This is a genomic window from Vibrio sp. L3-7, from assembly GCF_963898195.1.
Lineage (GTDB): Bacteria > Pseudomonadota > Gammaproteobacteria > Enterobacterales > Vibrionaceae > Vibrio > Vibrio echinoideorum.
The window spans coordinates 286,780-308,524 of record NZ_CAWQUW010000023.1 but is presented as its reverse complement, the minus strand read 5'-3'; the positions used below and the strand labels follow the sequence as shown (position 1 = coordinate 308,524).

15 protein-coding genes are annotated in these 21,745 nt (G+C 43.0%); 9 read left to right on the top strand and 6 right to left on the bottom strand.

Going from position 1 to position 21,745, the window contains the following annotated elements:
* Positions 1–22 precede the first annotated feature (22 nt).
* The 4 genes from AACW75_RS16390 to deoD all read right to left on the bottom strand — a co-directional run bounded on the left by AACW75_RS16390 (position 23) and on the right by deoD (position 5,555).
* Complete coding sequence (locus AACW75_RS16390; protein WP_029224866.1) at positions 23–1,603, bottom strand: GGDEF domain-containing protein; 1,581 nt, start codon at positions 1,601–1,603, stop codon at positions 23–25.
* On the bottom strand, positions 1,603–3,072 hold the full coding sequence (locus tag AACW75_RS16385; protein WP_135454390.1) for a tetratricopeptide repeat protein: 1,470 nt from the start codon (positions 3,070–3,072) through the stop codon (positions 1,603–1,605). The genes AACW75_RS16390 and AACW75_RS16385 overlap by 1 nt, the downstream gene beginning before the upstream one ends.
* A 186-nt stretch (positions 3,073–3,258) precedes the next feature.
* Entirely contained in the window at positions 3,259–4,728 is a 1,470-nt protein-coding gene (locus AACW75_RS16380) for a lactate dehydrogenase (RefSeq protein ID WP_029224867.1), read from the bottom strand.
* Between the two features lie 116 nt (positions 4,729–4,844).
* Positions 4,845–5,555: a purine-nucleoside phosphorylase gene (deoD, locus tag AACW75_RS16375; protein WP_017073673.1), complete on the bottom strand. Its 711-nt coding sequence runs from the start codon at positions 5,553–5,555 to the stop codon at positions 4,845–4,847.
* Between the two features lie 346 nt (positions 5,556–5,901).
* Here deoD and AACW75_RS16370 point away from each other — a divergent pair, with 346 nt between their 5' ends.
* The gene (locus AACW75_RS16370; RefSeq protein ID WP_145568925.1) at positions 5,902–6,888 is read left to right on the top strand and encodes a L,D-transpeptidase family protein; all 987 of its coding nucleotides are present in this window, start codon (positions 5,902–5,904) and stop codon (positions 6,886–6,888) included.
* Positions 6,889–7,062: 174 nt separating this feature from the next.
* Here AACW75_RS16370 and AACW75_RS16365 read toward each other — a convergent pair whose 3' ends face one another.
* On the bottom strand, positions 7,063–7,329 hold the full coding sequence (locus AACW75_RS16365) for an Lpp/OprI family alanine-zipper lipoprotein (protein ID WP_004732066.1): 267 nt from the start codon (positions 7,327–7,329) through the stop codon (positions 7,063–7,065).
* Between the two features lie 361 nt (positions 7,330–7,690).
* Between AACW75_RS16365 and AACW75_RS16360 the strand changes: the two genes are divergently transcribed.
* On the top strand, positions 7,691–9,022 hold the full coding sequence (locus AACW75_RS16360; RefSeq protein WP_017073676.1) for a DEAD/DEAH box helicase: 1,332 nt from the start codon (positions 7,691–7,693) through the stop codon (positions 9,020–9,022).
* A 169-nt stretch (positions 9,023–9,191) separates the two neighbouring features.
* Here AACW75_RS16360 and AACW75_RS16355 read toward each other — a convergent pair whose 3' ends face one another.
* Positions 9,192–10,439 carry an SGNH/GDSL hydrolase family protein gene (locus AACW75_RS16355; protein WP_108223660.1) on the bottom strand — a complete coding sequence of 416 codons (1,248 nt, stop codon included), beginning with the start codon at positions 10,437–10,439 and terminating at the stop codon, positions 9,192–9,194.
* A gap of 528 nt (positions 10,440–10,967) precedes the next feature.
* On the opposite strand from AACW75_RS16355, the gene AACW75_RS16350 reads away from it, so the two are divergent.
* The 7 genes from AACW75_RS16350 (at position 10,968) to AACW75_RS16320 (ending at position 21,703) form a co-directional block, all read left to right on the top strand.
* Positions 10,968–11,909: a lipase family alpha/beta hydrolase gene (locus AACW75_RS16350; RefSeq protein WP_145568928.1), complete on the top strand. Its 942-nt coding sequence runs from the start codon at positions 10,968–10,970 to the stop codon at positions 11,907–11,909.
* 39 nt (positions 11,910–11,948) lie between these two features.
* On the top strand, positions 11,949–12,842 hold the full coding sequence (locus AACW75_RS16345) for a lipase secretion chaperone (RefSeq protein WP_145568929.1): 894 nt from the start codon (positions 11,949–11,951) through the stop codon (positions 12,840–12,842).
* Positions 12,843–13,153: 311 nt separating this feature from the next.
* Complete coding sequence (locus tag AACW75_RS16340; RefSeq protein WP_145568931.1) at positions 13,154–15,175, top strand: prolyl oligopeptidase family serine peptidase; 2,022 nt, start codon at positions 13,154–13,156, stop codon at positions 15,173–15,175.
* On the top strand, positions 15,176–17,317 hold the full coding sequence (locus AACW75_RS16335) for a TonB-dependent hemoglobin/transferrin/lactoferrin family receptor (protein ID WP_145568933.1): 2,142 nt from the start codon (positions 15,176–15,178) through the stop codon (positions 17,315–17,317).
* 9 nt (positions 17,318–17,326) lie between these two features.
* Positions 17,327–19,654, top strand: a complete 2,328-nt coding sequence (locus tag AACW75_RS16330; protein WP_145568934.1) for a proprotein convertase P-domain-containing protein — start codon at positions 17,327–17,329, stop codon at positions 19,652–19,654.
* Between the two features lie 4 nt (positions 19,655–19,658).
* Complete coding sequence (locus AACW75_RS16325; RefSeq protein ID WP_135454402.1) at positions 19,659–21,143, top strand: Lcl domain-containing protein; 1,485 nt, start codon at positions 19,659–19,661, stop codon at positions 21,141–21,143.
* A 2-nt stretch (positions 21,144–21,145) separates the two neighbouring features.
* Complete coding sequence (locus AACW75_RS16320) at positions 21,146–21,703, top strand: Lcl C-terminal domain-containing protein (protein WP_135454404.1); 558 nt, start codon at positions 21,146–21,148, stop codon at positions 21,701–21,703.
* The last annotated feature ends 42 nt before the right edge of the window (positions 21,704–21,745 follow it).

Below are 21,745 nucleotides of genomic sequence, written 5' to 3'. Positions count from 1 at the left end.
TTTCAAGCGATCTTAATTTTCATTACTCGGTGCAAATTTGATTGCGGCCGTTGGCTTTAGCTCTGTATAACGCTTTATCTGCTCGGTAGAAAGTACGCTGAGTGTTTTCTCCTTCGCGATGCATTGTGATACCAATACTAACGGTTAGTCCACGTTCCCCCAATATCTCATGCCAAGCAAATTGGAAAATGCGCTCTCGATAATTTTCCGAGTGCATTTCTGCCTTAGCAAGATTGGTGTTCTCAAGGATGACTAAGAACTCTTCCCCACCAAACCTGACACATGAAGCGCCTCGAAACTTGAAGTAGGAGCGTAGTTCTTGAGAAACGCTAACAATCGCTTTATCACCAACTAAATGACTGAGCTCATCATTGATTGATTTAAAGTGGTCAATATCGACAACCATTAATGCAAAAGGTGTTTCGTGAAGCAGAAGATCTTTCAATTTCACATCTAACCATCGACGGTTATGTAAGCCTGTTAACGGATCGGTGAATACATCTTGTTGTAGTTGAGCAACTGCATTTTTGTGTTGCTCAGTCGTTTCTTTCAACTCTCGGTTTTCTTGTTCCGAGAGGATCAGCTTTAGTTGCAGTTCAAAACGAGAAAGACGGCGTAGCTGACTCGCACCCAGTTCACTGATCGGAATCTGCTTCATGAGATCCGTTTCAATTCGGTAGCCTTTCTTTTCATAGCTTAGCGCTTCTTGAAAACGGCCTTGATTCATACACACATCGCTCAAGGAGTCATAAAAACGCTTTGCAAGAACGGGTGATGAGTATTTATTCACACGTTTATCGGTGCTTGTAAGAATCATACTGGCGTATTCTTGCTTACCGATAGCGCTTAAACAATGTGCCATTTCTAGGCGAGTCATGGTTGCAAGCCAACTTGCTTGGGTGTTGTTGACTGGATATTGAACCCTAGACAAGCAGCTAAGTGCGTCGTGATACTTTTTCTTGGCGCGAAGTACCTTTGCTTGATAAAGCAATATCTGAGCTGTGAGCAACTTATTACTGACAAGGATACTAAGTTCTTCACATTCGTTAAGTAAATCACTGGCCGCAGTAGTACGGTTAAGCAGTAGAAGGCTAGCGACCATATGAAGCTTGAACTTGAGGCGAAGTGAGCGACTGCTTATCGCATGATCAATACTGTTGATTTTTTGGTAGTAGCGAAGCGCTTTACTGTGGTCACCATAGGCATCACAAAGGTTCCCCATACCCAAAATCGCCATCACGTATTCATCGATGTAGCCGTGTTCAACAGCAATTGATGACGAACTAACAAATTCATTCAGTGCTGAGGTGTAATCACCAATTTCAACTAAGCGATCACTTAAGCTTGTTTTTACTGTAAGAATATCTTCTATGTCAGCAGGCAAGTGGAGTAGGTTTAATGCATGCCTCAACTCTTCGATGCTAGTTTGATTTTGTTGCAATTCAGCACGATATTCAGAGCTAATAATATAACAGTGTGCTTGTTCCGTTTTGGTTGTCGAAACGTGTTGGCGAATATGGTTCCAAAAGATGATCGCCTCTTCACCAGAAACCGATGAAGGATCCAAACCGGCATCGGTGATCTTACTTAGTAAGGTTTCCATCAATTTCTCACCTCGGCATCGTCTTCTTCAAGTTGTTCTAAAGTGAACGGGAACGTTAAAATATCATTAAGGCTGACGGTTGGTTTCGAACCTTTCAATCCTTTTCTATGCCACGGATAAATATCAAGTATGGTGCTGAGAGTTTGGAAGGTTTGCTCTGCGACATCCCCTTTCTCGGAAAGCATAAGAGCGACTCGCTCTGAACTCAGCCTTGAAATGAAGTCGTTTTGATTACATAAGGTATGAGCAATTTCGGTGCAGACATCCAAGTAATCGGTATCAACGTGTTGAAACATAATGATGCTGTGGTTTGAACGTTTTAGCTCTGTTTTAAAGAGCACCAATTGTTCCCACCAAAACGTTTCAGAAACAACATAAGAAAGGTGTTTTTCGGGATCGTACTCGTGCTGGCCACGAATACGGTTAATGAGTTTTCTTGCTCTCTGTTCTAGCTGGCGTTTTGAACTGCGCGCTTTATCTAAACCGACGCGGTTGGTCTGCTCGCGAAGCATACTGATAGAATATTGACGGTATTTTTTAAAGGCAACTAAAGCGGCATTAAAATCTTGGTTTTCTTCTGCAACTAAGGACTGTTGATAACAAATTTGACTGAGTAGCTCGCCATTATCGAATTCGTTTGCAGAGCGCTCGGCTAGTCTGAGTAATTCAGCGGCCTGTTCGGGCCTCTTTCGCAGAAGTTCCAATCGAGCTCGACTGATATAAGAGTGCGCTTTCATCCAAATTAGGTTGTGCTCTACTGCTAGGCTGTGTGCCTTGGCTGTTGCTTTTTCCGCATCATCTAAACGCTCTAAGCCAAGTAGGGCAAGACCTCTGAAATCCCACACCTCTGCATGCCAAGTATTATCTTTATGATCTTTTAATGCTTCTTCTGCACCATCGAGTACCGACAACATTTCAACATAGTTATTGAGTAAGTAGTAATCCCAAGCGAGCAATATTCTTGCTTTACCTTCCAACCAACCAATACGGCTGTTATTCGCGACTTTTACGGCGAGTTGGTGGGTAGAGCGTGCTAGCTTGTATTCGTGGGTCATTCGCCAAATGTTGCCTAGGCCAATGAGGCATTCAATTTGGATCTCTACTTCATCAACTAGCGCGGATTGCTCTAAAGCATTGATCCAAAATTGCTGGGCAGAATAGTACTTGGCTTGTCCCCAGAATTGGAGTGCGTGTAAATGGAGAATTTCAGGGAGAAAAAGGTCGGTGTCTAATCGGCTTTGTCGTTTGTGGGCTTCCTTGATGTATTTTAAACCTTTTTGGTAATCCATTAGGTTCCAACAGCATTTTGCCATTAACATCAGCGATTGGATCGCACCCTCTTCAAACAAAACTTGTTCTGATCTGACGAAGCATTGTTGTGTAATCTCTAGGATCACTAATGGTTCAGAGTCGACGCGAGTTTTGAGTTGTTCTAATTCTGTTTCAAGAAGGTACTGATTTTTGTCCAAGGCTTAGATCCATAATTATCGAGCGTATTGATAACACAATCATTATAAGAGTGTGATTAAGGATAAGCACCAATTATCTTTCTTAGAGCGTCAAAGAAACATCTATCTTTTCCAATTATGGGTGTTACCTCATGTTGTCGCTTTAAAATCAATGAGTTCCCGAATAAATCTCTGGATGTTTCGTTTCTATGAAAGCAGTTGCTTTAGGGTTAATGGCTGCTCTGCAACACCTAAGCGTTGCGCTGCTGTAAGCCCTTGCTTATCTTGGTAGCACAGATTGTGCCAAGCTCTGAATATATCGAGCAATGGAAGGATGCCCCCAGGACGAAGTTTACGTCTAGGCTCATTGATAAAGCTATCAAATAACAATTGAAAACGCTGTTGATAGAACTTAGTTTGCTGAATTGAAGCGGTGTTAAACCACTGTTTTGGTTCTGGATTGTTACCCGTTAGGTAGCAAATGCCTTTCTGATTATCGCCTTGATTTGCGATAGCCCAACGATCGCGCCACCAACTCATATGCACAATGTCGATCTTTTCAAAACTTTGATCATCTTGCCAACCAGAATCTTCCTCGACATACATAAGGTCAATATTTTGACTCTGAATGCGCGGCAAACAAACGCTTAGGGCGGCAGATCTTAGTAATGGATCTTGTGGCATATAAATAGCGACGTGTTTGTTTTCGTCACACATATCAAGTACATGTAAGAAGTGAGCATAAGAGGTATAAGGTGGTCGAATTAGAGCACCCTTCGAAGGGTAGCTAAATGCAGTGAGGTTACCCATTGGGTCTTCCACATTACCTCTTGCCAGTATCACTTGGTATTGCTGCTCAATACGTTCTTTCAGCTTATCGGACGGCTGAGGGAGTTCGAGGTTCGCCTCTGAAGAGTGCTCCTTTGAGACAAAACGTGCCACGTCATCATAAGGGTTGTGGTCAACATTCCCTGATGGCTCTTCATTCTGAGAGTAATTGACGTGTTGGCAAAGGATATAACCAGAATGAGCCTCGCCCGTTGCTATCCAGAGCACGCCGTTATTACTTTGTGGCTGTAAACGCTGGTAATGGGAAGCAAATTGATAGTCTTTGGCATGATTAACCCATCGTGCATCTATCATCGCTAATTTACGACGACAACGGCTCGCGATATGGTCAACATGATCATAGAAAGTTTTTGGGTTGATCTCCAATTTTCTACAGATTTCTCGTACAGAATAACCCATGAACAATAAGCCCATTAGGTTTTCTTGAAACTGAAGTTTTTTATTGGATCCAGACCATTTATCAACGAAAGTTGATTGGCAGTCTTTGCATCGATAGCGTTGCCTGTCGCCACTGTAGCCGAAGGCATGATAAAGATGTTTATGGGTATGAACCGATAGGCCAAAGTTATCGCAATCATCATTACGACAAGCAGGAAGGCCATCGCTGTGAAGTTGTCTTAGGCGATGAAGTTCGCTTAACACTTCACGATTGTTAAGTAAGGGGGGGAAAGCTCCACACTCACGACAAACCATCGCTGGACGCTTAGGATTCGCATGTTGCAAAACATACCGTTTTGCATCGCTCAAGCCAAAGTTGTCACACGCCAATGTTTTACAAAAGTTGAGTTGTAACCCATCTGCATCTTTTGGCAGCTTGTCGTTGGACACGATCACCCCCTCGGGGTTATTTAGGCAGCCAAGCGAGCTTGACTGCGAGGTATTACGTTTCAAACTATTTATCGTTGAAGCTAACTAGGATGAAAAAGATAGCTAGTGTTTAACGATTAGATGTTGATTGCAGTCTCTAGAGCAACTTTCATCATGTCGTTGAATGACTTTTGACGATCTTCTGAACTTAGTTTCTCACCACGGATGATGTGGTCAGATACTGTAAGAATTGTCAGTGCTTTAGCACCCAGATCCGCAGCAACACCGTAGATACCAGCCGCTTCCATATCAACACCAAGGATGCCTAGTTTTTCCATTTTTTCGAAAAGGTCAGCTTCTGGAGTGTAGAAAAGGTCAGCAGAGAATACGTTACCAACTTTAACTGGAACTTCTTGTGCACGTGCTTGGCTTACTGCTTCTTCTAGAAGACCGAAATCAGCGATAGCAGCAAAGTCGTGGTTGTTGAAACGAATACGGTTTACTTTTGAGTCAGTAGAAGCGCCCATACCGATAACAACGTCCATTAATTTCACGTCGTCACGTACTGCACCACAGCTACCTACACGAATAACGTTTTTTACACCGTACTCAGCGATAAGCTCATGTACGTAGATGCAGCATGATGGGATACCCATACCGTGGCCCATTACAGAAACTTTCTTACCTTTGTAAGTGCCTGTGTAGCCAAACATGTTGCGAACGTCACAAACTTGCTTCACGTCATCAAGGAATGTTTCTGCAATGTATTTTGCGCGAAGCGGGTCGCCTGGCATAAGTACTGTTTCTGCAAAATCACCAGCTTGAGCATTAATATGAGGTGTAGCCATGGTCGTTCTCCAAAGTTTAAACGGTAATGATAGGAACAGGATTTAATCAATTACCGATTCTGTTGAATTGAATTCGTTTTGTTGAGGCAATATTAGCGAGTTAGAACGAGGCTTCGTGAGACTTTAGTCACAAAATAGGTCTGTCATTATAGTTTTATTAATATTGATAACCAAATGTGTTGAAAGCTTAAAGGCAATCGATTTTGTATAGATAAATTGCATGAAATTTAAAGGAAAAACTCAAGATAATAGTTTGTTGCATATTATTTTCGAGACAACAATTCGTTGTAGAGACGTTTGATCAGCGATAATCTAAACTTTAATAAAAGACAAACCAAGGAATTGTATGCCGTATTGCGCTAACTCGACGCCTTTGTATTCTATGAAAACACAAATACGCAAGGTAGCTTTGCCTGTCGTGAGGGTAACGTCATTGGTTGCGGCTATGATCGCGGCGATGGCTTCGTCATGGGTGTCTGCTGCGACCTTTGAACTGCCCCCGGCGGAAAGCCGCATCGTAGGCAGAATACAACAACATGAGGTGACGGCTGGAGAAACGTTAGCCATCATTGCAAAGCAATACGATATTGGCTTTCTTTCTTTAATGGCGGCAAATAAAGGTGTAGACCCTTTCCTTCCTGCGGAAGGCTATGTATTGAGTATTCCTAGTCGGTTGATTTTGCCTGATACCCCAAGAAAAGGAATTGTTATCAACCTTGCCGAGTTAAGGTTGTATTACTTTGAACCGGATAAAAATCAAGTTCATGTTTTTCCAGTCGGTATTGGCCGAGTGGGGCGCGATACCCCAGAGATGATCACTAAGATAAGCCAAAAAAGACCAAACCCGACTTGGACACCTCCTAACTCAATACGTAAAGAATATTTAGAGAAAGGCATCGAATTACCTCGAGTTGTCCCTGCAGGCCCAGAAAACCCGCTTGGCGAATACGCTATGCGCCTCGCATATGGGGCAGGTGACTACCTTATTCATGGAACTAATAAAGATTTCGGGATTGGTTTACGAGTCAGTTCTGGTTGTATTCGTATGGAACCTAAAGATATTGAGTGGCTTTTTGAACAGGTTAACCGTGGCGAGCAGGTCACGATCATTGATGAACCGATTAAAGTGTCTTTAGAGCCAGACAGAAGTGTGTTTGTTGAAGCTCATGAACCATTGACTCGAAGTGACGGTTCTAAAAAGTCGTTACAAATTCCGGTTGAGTTAAAATGGTGGCTTGAAGATGCTGATTTACCGAATTCAAAGGCGAAAGCGGTTATTTTTGCTCAAAATGGTGTACCTGTGGAGATAGCACCGCCTGTGATTGAGTTTTAATTCAATAGGTTCTTTGGAAAGCGTCATTGCTTTTCTTCTTTCTCTTTCTCTTTCTCTTTCTTTTCTTTTTCTCTACCCCAAATAAAAAACACCACCTCTATTCGGAGGTGGTGCTATCAATTTACTGCATTTTGCGACTTATATAATCTATAGATTAACTGCGTTATCTTTCAATTACTTAGTGTAAGACTCTGCAATGTTGTCGATACGGTCGTTAGCACGATCCGCTTCTTCTTTTGCTGCCATAGCGGCTGCAGATGCTTCTTGAGCTTTCATTTCTGCGGCTGCTTTATCACTCTTAAGCGCTTCAACTTCGCTGCTTAGTTCAGCAACTTGGTTAGTCAATTGATCCATTTCTGACACTGCAGCTTCTTCAGGCTCTGAAGAACAACCGGCTAAAATGAAAACTGAGGCTGCAGCTGCGATTAACGTCTTATTCATAAGAACTCCTTGCTTATTTATCATCAAAAGATGCGCTATACATTCTTTATCATATAGTCGCTTCATTAATGATTGTAGCGACTAATTTTTTAACTGCAAAAACAATAACTAAAGAAATTGCTAAATTTTTGAGGTAATTAGCTAAGCATCACAGTCTGTCTCATTTTTGAGACGGTGGAGTTGGAATCGATTTTTACATTATTTGGAAGGCCTATCCCTTTGGTGCCAATGCATAGAATATCCTAGGCAACTTGAGATATGAGGATAAATTTACTGTGATCTCTATCCTTATAAAGTACTTTCGCGGTATCATGTCACGTTAAATTAATTTTATTCAATACCATCAAGACTGGAGAGTCCTTTGCACTTTAAAGATTTAGGCTTAGACAACCGCTTACTGAAGAACTTAAAACATTACGACTTCAAGAAAGCGACAGAGATCCAATCAAAAGCGATCCCTGTTGCTATTGCCGGTAAGGATCTATTGGCTTCATCAAAAACGGGATCAGGAAAAACGTTGGCGTTTGTGTTGCCAATGATACACAAAGCATTAAAAACCAAAGCGTTTTCTGCTAAAGATCCTCGTGGTGTAATTTTGGCTCCTACTCGTGAGCTAGCAAAGCAAGTTTACGGCGAACTGCGAAGCATGCTTGGTGGTCTGTCTTACGAAGCCACACTTATCTTAGGTGGCGAAAACTTTAACGACCAAGTTAAAGCTCTGCGTAAATACCCTCGTTTTATTGTTGCGACTCCAGGACGTCTTGCGGATCACCTTGAGCACCGCTCACTGTTTTTAGATGGTGTTGAAACGCTAATCCTTGATGAAGCTGACCGTATGCTTGATCTTGGTTTTGCTCCTGAGCTCCGTCGTATTGCGAATGCAGCTAAACACCGTCGTCGTCAAACTCTAATGTTCTCTGCAACGTTAGATCACGCGGAAGTTAACGGCATTGCAAGTGAGATGTTAGACGCACCTAAACGTATTTCTGTAGGCGTTTCTAACGAGCAGCACCTTGATATCACTCAGAAATTCTACCTGTGTGATCACCTTGATCACAAAGAAGCGATTTTAGACCGTGTCATTGAGGAAGCTGAATATCGTCAGGTGATGATCTTCACTGCAACTCGTGCCGATACTGACCGTTTGACGGAAAAGCTGAATGAGAAGAAGCTTAAAGCGGTTGCATTGAGTGGTAATCTAAACCAAACACAACGTAACGCGATCATGAGCCAATTTGAGCGTGCGGTTTACAAAATTTTGGTAACAACAGACGTTGCTTCACGTGGTATTGATATTCCAAACGTAAGCCACGTTATCAACTTTGATATGCCTAAACATACGGAAGAGTATGTTCACCGTGTTGGTCGTACTGGCCGCGCTGGTAACAAAGGTGACGCGATCTCTTTGGTAGGTCCAAAAGACTGGGATAGCTTCAAACGTGTTGAGCTTTACCTTCAACAAGATCTTACTTTCTCTGTTCTTGAAGGTTTGAAAGGCAAGTTTAAGGGCATTAAGCCGCGTAAACCTGTTGTTACTAAAGGCGGTCCTGCGAAGAATAAAGCGAAGACTCAAGCTAAGAAGACGCCTAAGAAACCTGTTAAGCGCGATAAGAGCTTCCACCAAAATGTGGCAGTGGGTGATAGCGTGTTTATCCCTAAGAAGAAAGTCGCACCAAAAGTGGATGACGAGTAATCAACTCGCGTGAACTAAAGCTGATGTTTATAAAAACTGATCTTTATAAAAGTTAACGTAAATAAAAACCGCCAATGATGGCGGTTTTTTTGTGTCTGTACTTTGTGTAAGCCCTTAACTTCCGGTACTTACAGTAGGTAACTCATGATACTCGCTGGGCTCTTCCTAGTTAGAAATTGAACGTCGAGAATGAGTACGCCAAGATATGGTCTGCGATGTATTTATGAGTAGCCGTCGTTGGATGCGTAACTCCCCAGAACACATAACTATCAGAGCCGTATGTGGCACAGTCATTGGTTAAACTATGACTGCGTAAATAGTCGGTTGATGAGCTTCTGTTGATATTTAGGCAAGCGTCACTCGCATTTCTAAAACCATGCTGTTCAGGGTTATCGGTAATACTCGCGAAGAGTGCGCTTGCATCGAATAACACCACGTTTTTCCCCATGCCTTGATAATATTCGGCTTGGGCTTTGATGAATTGGTTGAATTCCAATATCTTGCCACGAACTTTAATGATCTCTTGCTCGGTCGAGTATTTAAATTGCGGCGCTTTGGTCGCATCGGGCAATGTGAACAACAAGATATTGTTCGCTCCAGACTCTGTTAATCGAATCAAAGCGCTGCTGAAATCAGCTTTTACATCAGCGACTTCTCGGTCGTAGTTCATGAAATCATTCAGACCAAACTCCAAAGTGAATAACGAGTTCTCAGGGCGATAATTTTTAGCCACTTTCATGTAGGTTAAGTAAGACGTGACTTGGTCATAAACACCAGTCAGCGCGACATATTGATTGGTGCCTGCTGCTCCACCCACTGCCCAGTTATACAGAGGAAGATCTTTAGCTTTTGCTAAGTACTCAGTCCAGACTAAACCATTTGAAAAGTGTCCCAAAAACCACGAATCAGCATTCGGAAAAACCCATTGAGAGCCATTAAATAGATTGCCAGTGTCGGAAAGGCTATCACCAAAAGTGACAATACGATTAATTGTATTGGCTTGCACAGCGTTATCGTTGGTCCAGATGGAGTGATTGTAAGAGAAGCGATTATCTGCTGCAAAATAGGTGATATCTGCGACGTCATGTTGGATGTCGAGCGTCTTTTCACAACGCTGCTTTATTTCGGATTGAGGCGCGTCACTATAAAACATGTTCTTGAACGAGACTGAAGACCACCAATATCCGTTGATGGTGTAATAGTCCCCGTTCTCTTTTCTTGCCCATTGCCAATCAGTGGCTGAGGAGTCGTGTGATGCGTCGGTTCGATACCAACATCGAACATACGAATAAGTTTGTTCCCCTTGCGTTTTTAGAACCTGTGCAGACGTTATGGATTCTGGAGTGGGTATAGAATCTTCAGCTGCATGAGCACCAAAAGGGATGGATAACGCGAGTATTAAAGCCGTATTTTTCATCACTGCATTCTCTTATTGTATTTAGGTAAGCCAAAAAAACGTTGTTTCTTGTTGCCTGTTACTTTTAATAACTGAATAGCGAATAACTGGTAAGACCTATATCTAACATCAATAATTCACGTCAATACATTCAACTGTCCGTCGGTTATAACTGGCATAAACATCAAATTTTCAACGTGTTTTCTGTTGTTAGAACACTCAAGTACAGGATGAAATTCGTCACTTTTTTTGAGGGTTTTGGTATCCGTTTAGAGGTATGCAGTGAGGGTCAATTAGCAGTGTGTGCGGTTTTCGTAAGTTGTTAGATCTAATGTGATCTTTATAAAAGGTGCCAAAAACTAAGGTAATGTATTTTTAATCAAAGAGTTAAAAACAAGCTGTTTATTGGGATACATATTTCAATGTTAATCACCCCTGTTTAAATTAAGCCCATCATCACAAATATCAATCTCGAATTTTTTATTTTATAAAATTATAACCTACGGTTCATTTACTCATCAGAGGTCTAATCTGTTTAAGGGAAGAACATTGAAAAAGATATTAATTTGGACAATAGCTTGTCTATCGAGTTTTGGTGTCTATGCCGGAACAAGCGCATCGGCATTAGAAGTCAGCGGGTACACAGAAACTAAATACCCCATTATGTTGGTACATGGTCTGTTTGGTTTCGATACATTAGCGGGTGTGGATTATTTCTATGGCATACCTGAGTCCCTAACCAAAGATGGCGCGAGTGTGTATGTAGCGCAAGTATCAGCGACCAACAGCTCTGAAATACGTGGAGAGCAGTTACTGGCTCAAGTAGAGACTCTGTTAGCTGCGACTGGGGCAAGCAAAGTGAATTTGGTTGGTCATAGCCACGGAGGGCCGACTGCACGTTATGTGGCGTCGGTTCGACCTGATCTTGTTGCGTCCGTGACGAGTATTGGCGGGGTTCATAAAGGCTCAAAGGTGGCTGACTTAGTGCGTGGAACCGTAGATGAAGGCTCTGCGACAGAAGGTATTGCGGTTAAGTTGGCTGGTGGATTGACCACGCTTATTAACTTGCTGTCTGGTGGCTCAGATTTGGATCAAGACGGGCTTGCCTCTCTTGAAGCTTTGACCACCGAAGGTTCGCTAGCATTCAATCAGTTTTACCCTGAAGGCGTTCCTACGTCTGAGTGTGGTGATGGCGAATGGCAAGCGAGTAATGGCGTTTATTACTACTCGTGGACAGGGTCTTCCAATTTTACCAATCTTCTCGATCCTACCGACGGAGCGATGACAATCCTTGGCTTAGCATTCAATGAACCTAATGATGGTTTAGTGGGAGCATGCAGCGCGCATTTGGGCAAAGTGATTGGTGACGATTATAAAATGAATCACCTAGACGAGATCAATGGCTTGTTGGGTATCCACCATCTTTTTGAGACCGATCCTGTGACGCTATACCGTCAACATGCCAATCGATTGAAGCTGGCAGGCCTGTAGGTGGCTCTGCCCATTTAATAAGAGAACAAGGAAAATACAATGAAAAAGACCGCCATTTTGTCGATAACCACAATAGCCCTGATGAGTGCAGCGGCGGTCTTTTTCATTGTCGTAAAAGAGGACCTAGATCCAAACGGTAATAGAGAACCAAAGGTTTCTTCCTTGAAAGTTGCTTCTCAACAAGATACCGAAATCGATAATGCATCAGCCAAAGACATGATGGAATATTTCGTGTCAGGCAACACCGAGTTAACCCTTGAAGAGATTCGTGACAATGTGGCGAATCACCACGAACAATCACAAGCTGCTATTGTCGATGAAGCATTGTTCGCAAAGTACCTCGAGTACAAGTCGGCACTGACAGCATTGGATGTTCAATTCGACACCACCTCAATATCCGCAGAGGACTTACGCGCACTGAATCAAGCTCTGCTTGACTTTCAAACTCAATTTTTCAGTGAGAGCGAGATAAGTATCCTGTTTACCCATGACAATAAAATGAGGGAAATCGCTTTAGAAAAGTTACTTCTGAAACAAGAAGGGCTAGAGGAACAAGAATATCAGCAAAGGCTTGAATCTTATCTATCTGAACAACCAGATTACGTTCAAGCCAGTTATCAAAATCAGGTGTTATTACAGCAACTATCCAGCTCACAAGGCCTAGATGAACAAGGAAAATACTTGAAGAGAAGCGAACTGGTTGGCGAAGAAGCGACGCAGAGGCTCGAAGCGCTTGATCAACAAAGGGCGGACTTTGATGGATCTTTAGAGGTCTACTTTGTCGAACGAAATGACATTTTGAATGACTCAGCACTCTCTGAAATTGAACAAAAAGAGACGCTTGCCCAGCTTCGAGAAGCTCATTTTCAGCCCCAGCAACTTAGAAGGGTAGAAGCGATTGAGAGAATCAGAGGCACTGAGAACGCTCAGTAAGGTTTGCTGAGCTAACGAAGTTATTCAAGTTTTCAAAATTTCCTTAGTGGAGATAGTCGTGTCACAAACTTAGTAAACGTTTGCTTGTTCTGTAAATGGTCAATTTTCTGATTTAAATGAACACTATCGACTAATTTTTCAAGCTTATCTAAATATAAATTCCTTCCAAGATTACAATAGTAATCCATCATTAATTGATACTCTTCTTGTGATTAATCTCACGAATATATGTAAATGATAATTGATCTCATTATCGTTTAGGTGCATTATGCGCGAAATTTATTAATTTAGCGTATGGATTTGTTTTATTTATGAAAGCGTTTGTGTTGTTAGCTTTTGTTCTCGCCTTTTCGGGAGGAGTTGGTGCTTCGGATCAGTTCTCTTGGCTAAGGGATGATTCACGTAGTGCTAGCGAAGTACTCAATTATCTTAATAAACAGAATGTTCAAACTCAGCTTTATCAAGAACGCGTTCGATCTCTGAGTGAATCCTTACAACAAAATTGGCAAGACCATCGTCCCGTGCGTGCTGATAAACCATGGAAAGAAATCGGTGGATTTGAGTATGCGATCCAAAATCGTAACAGTGGAAGAGTATTACTCTCTCGGCAAGTTGGGAGTGCGAATTCAGTTGAGTTGCTTAACATTGACGCTCGCTCTGTTGGTTTTGATTACTATCAGCTAGGAGGTTGGGCCTTAAATTCAAGTAAAACAAAGCTCGCGATTGCAGAAGATGTAACTGGGTCAGAGCACTACCAAGTCAGTGTTGTTGATCTTCAAAGTCGTCAAGTGACACCAGTAGCTCAAAATGTAGACAGTTCGCTTGCGTGGTCGAAAGACGGTCAATCTCTGTATTTAATTCAGCTTGAACAACACACTTCGAGACCGTATGCGTTAACCCTAAATTTCTTAAGCGAGTCCAAGTCAATCCGCTTAATCGAAGAGCTAGACCCCGCTTGGTTGCTTTCGTATTACCTTTCCAGTGATAAGCAATTTGCTGTGGTTCAGGCAAACAGTGAAAACGCCAGCGAGCAACGTTTACTCAATCTTGATACAGGCGAGATTTCCAAACCACTTTTGTCACGTAAAGCGGGAGTGGAATACTACGTTGATGTTGCGGGTTCAACCTTGTATGCCAATAGTAACCATACCCGTAATGATTTCGCTTTTTACTCAGCTCCACTCAGTCAGGCTGCACAAGTAATTCAGTGGCAAACGATCTATGCACCTAATGACGATTCCAGAATCAGTAACTTTTATCTGTTTGAATCCGGCGCTGTGGTTGTTAGCCAAAGTGGTGCGTCTCAGTCTCTAAACTTTCTCGACAAAGATAATCGCTATCGTTCAAGCCAGTTATTGGCCGACGTGGGCCAAGTTGCTTGGGTAAGCCAAGTGGGCGACTACCAAAGTAACAAATTGCACATTCGCAGCATGTCTCTGACTCAGCCTGCGAAGTGGGTCCGGTTGAATACTGATACTTTACAACGAGAACGCTTCTCTCAAGACCATTACCCTCAATACCAACAATCAGCGTATCAAACCGAGCAAGTTATGGTGAATTCTGGTGGGGTAACGATTCCAGTCACTTTGGCTTATCGCAAAGACAAATTGACTAAGACCACACCAGTGTTTTTGTATGGATACGGGGCTTATGGCATGACGATGAAGCCCTATTTCATGCCACAAATTATTAGCTTACTTGATGAAGGTGTTATTTATGCAATTGCACATGTTCGTGGGGGCGGGTTTTATGGTGAGTCTTGGTATCAAGCCGGTAAGGGGATTAAAAAAGAAAATGCCATCTTGGATTTCATCGCAGTTGCTCGTGATTTGACAGCATACAATCTAGGTAAGCGCCCTATTTATGCGATGGGTGGAAGTGCTGGTGGCACTCTTGTTGCTGCAGCTTTAAATCAAGCTCCTGACTTGTTTGATGGTGCTGTCCTTAAAGTGCCATTTGTTGATGTTGTTAATAGCATGTCTGATTCTGCATTACCTCTAACAGCTCATCAGTACGGTGAGTGGGGCAATCCAAACATTGCCGATGAATTGCAGGTAATGCAGCAATATGACCCTTATCTAAATCTTAGCGAACAAAATTACCCACCGATATTGATTCAAGTTGGCCTCAACGATCGCCGCGTTCCCTATTGGGAAGGGGCTAAGTATTACGCAAAATTAAGCGAGCTAACGACTGGAAGTGGGCCCTATTTATTGTCGACAAACTTTACTCAAGGACATTCGACAGATAGACGAAAATCCTTAGCACAACAAGCGTTTGAATACGCATTCCTTTTATCACTTACCCTGAAAGACATTAAAGCGGAGCAGTAAATGAAGCTTTCCCCCCTATCAGCGGCAGTACTGAGTGTACTTGCTGCCAACGTCGTGCACGCCGAATCTGAGGTTTACCACTTTGAAGAGGTGCTCGTAACGGCGAACAAAATAGAGCAACCGTTATCTGAAGTAGCAGGTTCAGTTGCCGTGATCACGGGTGAAGACCTAGAAAAAAAAGGCGCAACAGAACTCTACGACGCAATAAAAAGTGAACCTGGAGTCAGTGTTTCTGGGGGGGCAGGACGACCGCAAAACATTACTATTCGCGGTATGACAGGTAACCGGATTTTGATTGTTAAAGACGGGATAAAATCTGCTGATGGTTTTGGGGCTAATGACATCAACGACAAAATAGGGCGCAACTCATTCGATATGTCGAACCTCGACAGTATTGAAGTCATCAAAGGTGCGAGCTCGTCTGTGTATGGGTCCGGTGCGATTGGTGGTGTTGTGGTTGTGAGATCTAAAAAGCCGGGAGACTACCTCGACGACAAAGATTTCTATAGCGACGTCTCTGCAACCTATACCGGTATCAGTAATAAATACAAAGGCGCGACAAACCTTGCTTTCCGTTCGGGGAAATTCGAAAGCTTGGTCAATCTTTCTTATTGGGAAGGTGAAGAAACCCGTAATTTTGAAGAAGACCTATATAACCGAAGTATCGATGGCGTCGGTGGTGGTTACACCCTGAACTACTGGTCAAGTGACGCCTTAATGCTCAAAGGTAATGTTGAGTATTACAAAGAGAATTCAAGTCGTAAAGAAGGGTCTTCTAAGATCCAAAAGGACGGTAAATGGGACACTGAAGATTTTGACCAACAGTCTTATACCGAGACGTTCTCTGCGTATGCGGGGTTTGAGTACCTACCTGCCAATACTTGGTTTGAGGAATTAGATGCCAAGATCTATTGGCGTGATATGACTAATGAAGATACCACCAATCGTTTGATGTCTCGAACCAACAATAACGTTTCTGAGTTACGTAGAACGATTGATATTCGTGGTTTTACGGATCAGCTTCTCGGTGTAAACGCCGATTTTATTAGCGCATTCCAACATCAAAACATGAACCATACATTGTCTTATGGTGTGAATATGGAAACCAACCTCCATGAGCGTCCAAGTCAATCTTCTGTTTTAGATTGGAACGGAGTGTCACTTAACGCGGATGTCCCTTTTGCTCCAGCCCGCTCGTACAACTTTGCTGCTTTTATTCGTGACGCGATTGAAATTGACCATTGGACTGTGACGGCAGGAGCCCGTGTTGATTTACACCAGTTGAAGCCTGAATCACAGAGCACAATCAATGGCTACGAAGTGAAGGAACAAAATTCGAACGAGTTTTCTCCTAGCTTATCGGTTAGCTATCAGTTAACAGACTCGCTAAATACCTACCTTTCGTACAACCACGGCTTTAGAGCACCGGGTTATGACAAAATTTATGGTTATCAGAACCATGATTTTGTCCCAATTACCCCATTTGTCATTGTGCCAAATATGGACCTTGAGGCTGAAACCAGTGATTCGTTTGAACTGGGCAGTAAGTTTGATAATGGACAAACACAGCTATATGCGGCTGTTTTCTATCAGAAGTTCGATAATTTTATCGACGTTAAACAGGTCACGTTTGTGCCGGACCCAAATACAGGTAACTACTACAAGCAGTATCAAAACGTAAATGGAGTCGAGACATATGGCATTGAAGCATCTGTCGCACACCGTTTAAGCGAATTTTGGAGTGTGAATACAAAAGTCGGCTATGTTGATGGAGAAGATGAGGATGGAGAAAAAGTTCGCACACTAACGCCTTGGGAAGGTAATGCCGGCATTGCTTATGACAACAATGCATTATCAGCGTATGCACAGGTTAATTGGGCACAAGCGATGGGCAACGTGCCTCAATGTGAAGATGATTTAGGTATCGTTACTGATTGTGCGACTACTTCTGGCTGGGCGAGTGTTGACCTTGGTGTAAGTTACTCTTGGACCTTTGGTTTGGATGTCAGCGCCAACGTTATCAACCTCTTCGACAAAGAATACATCCGTTACCAAGATGTCGCGGGCATAGCTGATAGTAATAAAGTTTACTCTACAGAACCTGGTCGTTACTTCACCGTTAACGCCAAGTATGCGTTTTAAGGAGGACATATGAAAAAGAGTCCTCTATACCTTGCTTTGTTGTTGGTTTCAGCAACAAGCAGTGCCGCCGAGTGGGATTACCCTCTCGGTAATACTGTTGTATCAACGCAGCAGGAAGCCAAAGCGTATTTAGAACAAGCTTACCCAGAGGTCGGTACGCTGAGGTTTCGCTATGAAACGCAGTCTAAGTTGGGACATCACTACAACTTCGACTTATTGATCGAAGGTGAGTACCAACAACAGAAATCTGTGGTTCTATCCACTAATTCTGACGAGCAGGTTTCACGCGTTTTCAGAAGCTTAGAAAATACCGTGTTACTCAACGGAAATCCGACAACGGCTGCTGAGCTGGAAGCTCCTCGCTTATTAGAAGCAGAGCGTGCGCCGAGCTTAAGCAGTGGGCAAATTGTTGCGACGCATGTGAATGTGTTCAGTCCTGATTTGAGAACCATGGACAGAGCTGAGCCACCAGTAAGTTTACTAACTGATGTGAGCCAATACCCAAGTCTCCCACATTACATGCAAGCCGATGTAGAGGTGTTGGATCATAGTGATGGAATTTACCTTACCAATGCTCGTGTATCTCAGGTCGACGCAGCGGCCTTATATTCGATTGACTCCGACTTAGGTGCTGTCATAAACCGTGACAGTTCAAACTTTCTCGCAGCTGAAGGTGTTACAAAGTTTGCCGATCTGAACGAGCTGCAAAATGTGGATTGGCAAGATGTGCGATTCCTACAATTGATGGTATTTGCTCATCTAGATCAGTCTTTACGCTATATCAGCAGCTTGGGCTTTGATCTGTTTGATGCCCCTCTTGAGTTCGATGGCAGAGGTTTATCTGCAGATAACTCGACGTATTATTATGGTTCCAAAGCGGCTTTGTTTGGTATTGGCGGTGGCTCACCTGATGCATTAGATGGTGATGTGATTCTGCATGAGCTTGGCCATGGGATTCATTATCACATCGTAAAAGATTGGGCTTACGGCCATACAGGTGCCATCGGTGAAGGGTTTGGAGACTACTGGGCGGGTAGTTTTAGCTTTCGTACTCAGTATGAAAATGCACAGACGCGCGGGCAAGAGTTCGAGATTGATACTGTCTTTAACTGGGATGGTTACTTTGGGGTAAGAAATACCACTCGTAGCCTATGGAATCAAAGAGCACGTTACTTTAGACAAGCGGAATATCGTCCTCATGAAAGTGTTGCTGGTGAACTAGGGGATGAGCTTTGGTCAACGCCTTTGTTCCAGGCTCTGAAAGCATCGGTTGAACAGTATGGAGAAGTGGCTTTTAAAGAGTTCGATTCAATCGTACTCGAGTCTATGTACGGGCTAGGTCGTGGATTGAAAATGCATGACCTAGCTGAGAGCACACTGTTTGTGGCTCAACAGCTATATCCAAATCGAGATTATGCCGAAATATTGAAGCAAAAATTTGATGTGCATGGGTTGATCATCGAGCCCTTTAAGGTAGAGGTCGCTGATCGATATATTGATCCAAATAAGCCGTTGACGATTGAGTTGTACCCGACGTTAAGACAGGCTCAAGTGGATGGCCAAATCAATATTTCAGAATTGGTGAAGTCGTTCGTTAGCGATCCGGTTGATCAATTGTCGATAGAGGCGACGCTTCCGAAAGGCGAGATGTGTGGATCTTCTGTTGCTATGAATACGAGTGTCGATTACCGATACAACGATGCCCTCAAATCACAAAATTGGCAGCACGATTTGTCTCTTGTATATGGCTTACCTGTACTCGAATCTGATATCAAAGAAGTAAACAGTTACCTTCCTGATAGCCGGTTTAGCTCGACTAATCAGCCGATCGTTGGCTTTAAAACATTCAATTTCACTCTAAATGGAACGGCTCAGGTCGCAGACGAAAATTTTGGTATGTATTTAGATATCGAACACCCTCGTTTAAGCGATTTAGTGGTCACTCTGATTTCACCGAAGGGAACACGGGTCGATTTACTTAACCATAAGTCGACGCGATTTTCTGGCTTTGATGGTTACTTCACGCTCAAGCATGACTCGGTTCTTGATTCGTTTAAGGGTGAGCCTATTAACGGGTCTTGGCGTTTAGAAATCGCCGATTATGTGAATGGTGAAACTGGGAACCTAAAGCGTTGGGGACTCGGCACTATTTCGAAATACGAATGTGGTGAAACGACGACTTCACCTCAAGAACCAACCGTTGCGAGTAGCTCTTCTGGTGGTTCAGCTTCACTCATATCAATTTTATTTATGTCCTTGATCTCGTTCGGCAGGTCATTTGGTACGCGTTACTTGTCTCTGATGGCAAGGCTCTTTAAAAACAAAACAAGAAGATAACTCTATGAAACCTCAATTGACAATTTTGGCCATCTCTTTGGCTCTTGCTGGCTGCGGTGGTTCGGGCAGTTCCGATACCTCTGCATCAGCTGCACCAACCTATACCGTGTCAGGTACAGTGACAGCACAGAATGTAGATTTACAAAGCAAGGTCTGCGCAGACATAAATCAAAACTACATGTGCGATAGCGGGGAACCAAGTTCTACAGCCAACGCGAATGGCGAATTTAGTATCACCAGTACTAAAAAGTCGATTTTATCTGTGCCTTTGTTAGCTCAGGTGGACACAGGGATTGCAGCTAATAGCACGAGCGGTTCTGCATCTTCTTACGCTTATATTGCTGCTCCCGGTCTTCAAAAAAATACTGGAAATGAGATTAATGGTATCAGTTCACTATTGGCGGGTTATGTCGCAGACGGGTTAACGGTAGCTGAGGCAAACAACAAATTAAAAGCGCAGTTGGCGAAAAGTGGCATTACGATCTCTGGCGATATCCAAGACGATTTATCTGCATCTGAACTCGCGAGTCTGGAACAAAATGTCGTATCAACAATTAAGGCGTTTAAGCACTCTAATCGCGCGTTCATGCTGGCTCAATTGAGTGCGAAATTTGATAAGAGTGCGGCCGATTATGTGGGTGGAGTACTAGATAATGACCAAGTTACTGCTTTTGCAAATTTCCTCGAAGGAGAGCTAAAAGCTGCGACAGCATTGAATGATACGGGTGTTTTACGCTATTTCTCAGATATCGATGACACACAAAATGTCGTTGAACCACAGAGTTCATTCCCAGGTCAAGATGCAGAATACGGATTTGATAAAACAGAGCTGAATGCCAATACCGGCAATGGTTTCCAGTTCGCAAAGCTAGATTCAAATGGCCAGGTGCTTGCTGATGATGCTGCGGAGTGGTCTTGTGTTTTGGATCAACGCAGTGGTTTGATTTGGGAGTCGAAAACGGATGATGAAAGCTCTATTCAACATAAAGATCGCATATTAGCGCTTGAGTTACCCGGAATAGTAACGCCTTACGATCAAGATGTTGATTTAGCGACGTGTAAAACGAAAGGTGATGCGATATGTACCACTCAAGATTACGTTGAACATATCAATGCAATGAACTTATGCGGCAAGTCAGATTGGCGCTTACCAACGTTCCATGAATTCTACAACGTGCTCGACTTCGGTGAGACAGAAACCAACTCGGACGGTGAAGTTTATGGTTTAACTTACAAGTACTTCCCACATCAAACCCTTGGTATTGACTATACAACTTACACTGGCTCGGTATGGACTCAATCCATAACTTATAGCCAATACACAAATGGCGCTGTTGAAGGTGGCTTCTATTATAACGAGATTGGAACACAAGGCTCAGATAGAGGAGTTGTTGGTTCTATAGAGATCTATTCAGGTGATGTTGATTCTTCAGATAATTATGACTCGTACCAATTTCCAGTTCGTTTAGTTTCACTACAAGGTCAATAGATATGAAAAATTTACTCTCCATCACTTTAATGGCTCTGTTTTCTGCGGGTGCAATGGCACAAGAGTGCAGTTTAGATATGGAAAAATCGGCGCCGAGCACGCGTTATGTCGCGAATGATAATGGGACGTTTAGCGATGAACTGACAGGATTAACTTGGATGCGTTGCCAGCTGGGCAAAACTTGGGATACGAAGACATTAGCTTGTAGTGGGCCAGCTGAAACGTACCACTGGCAGAGTGCGCTTGCTATGGTTGAATCAATTAATGACCAGAGTGGCAGCCATGCGTTGCATCAGTTCGGTGGTGAAAAAGAGTGGCGCATGCCAAACATCAAAGAGTTAGTGTCATTAAAAGAAGTGGCTTGCCACTCTCCAGCAATAAGTCACAAGGTGTTTGGTGAGACGTTTAACGTTGAAGCTGGAAACTTAGCTTCGTTTATATGGAGTTCAACTCCTGCGAGTGATGGTCAGAGCGTGATGACGTTTGATTCGATTAATGGTGAGGTTTACCAGTACAACGCCGCACAATATAAATTTAGCGTCTTATTAGTTGCAGAATGATTTAGTTCTTAATGCGTAAATAAAAAGGCCGTGGTTTTCCAC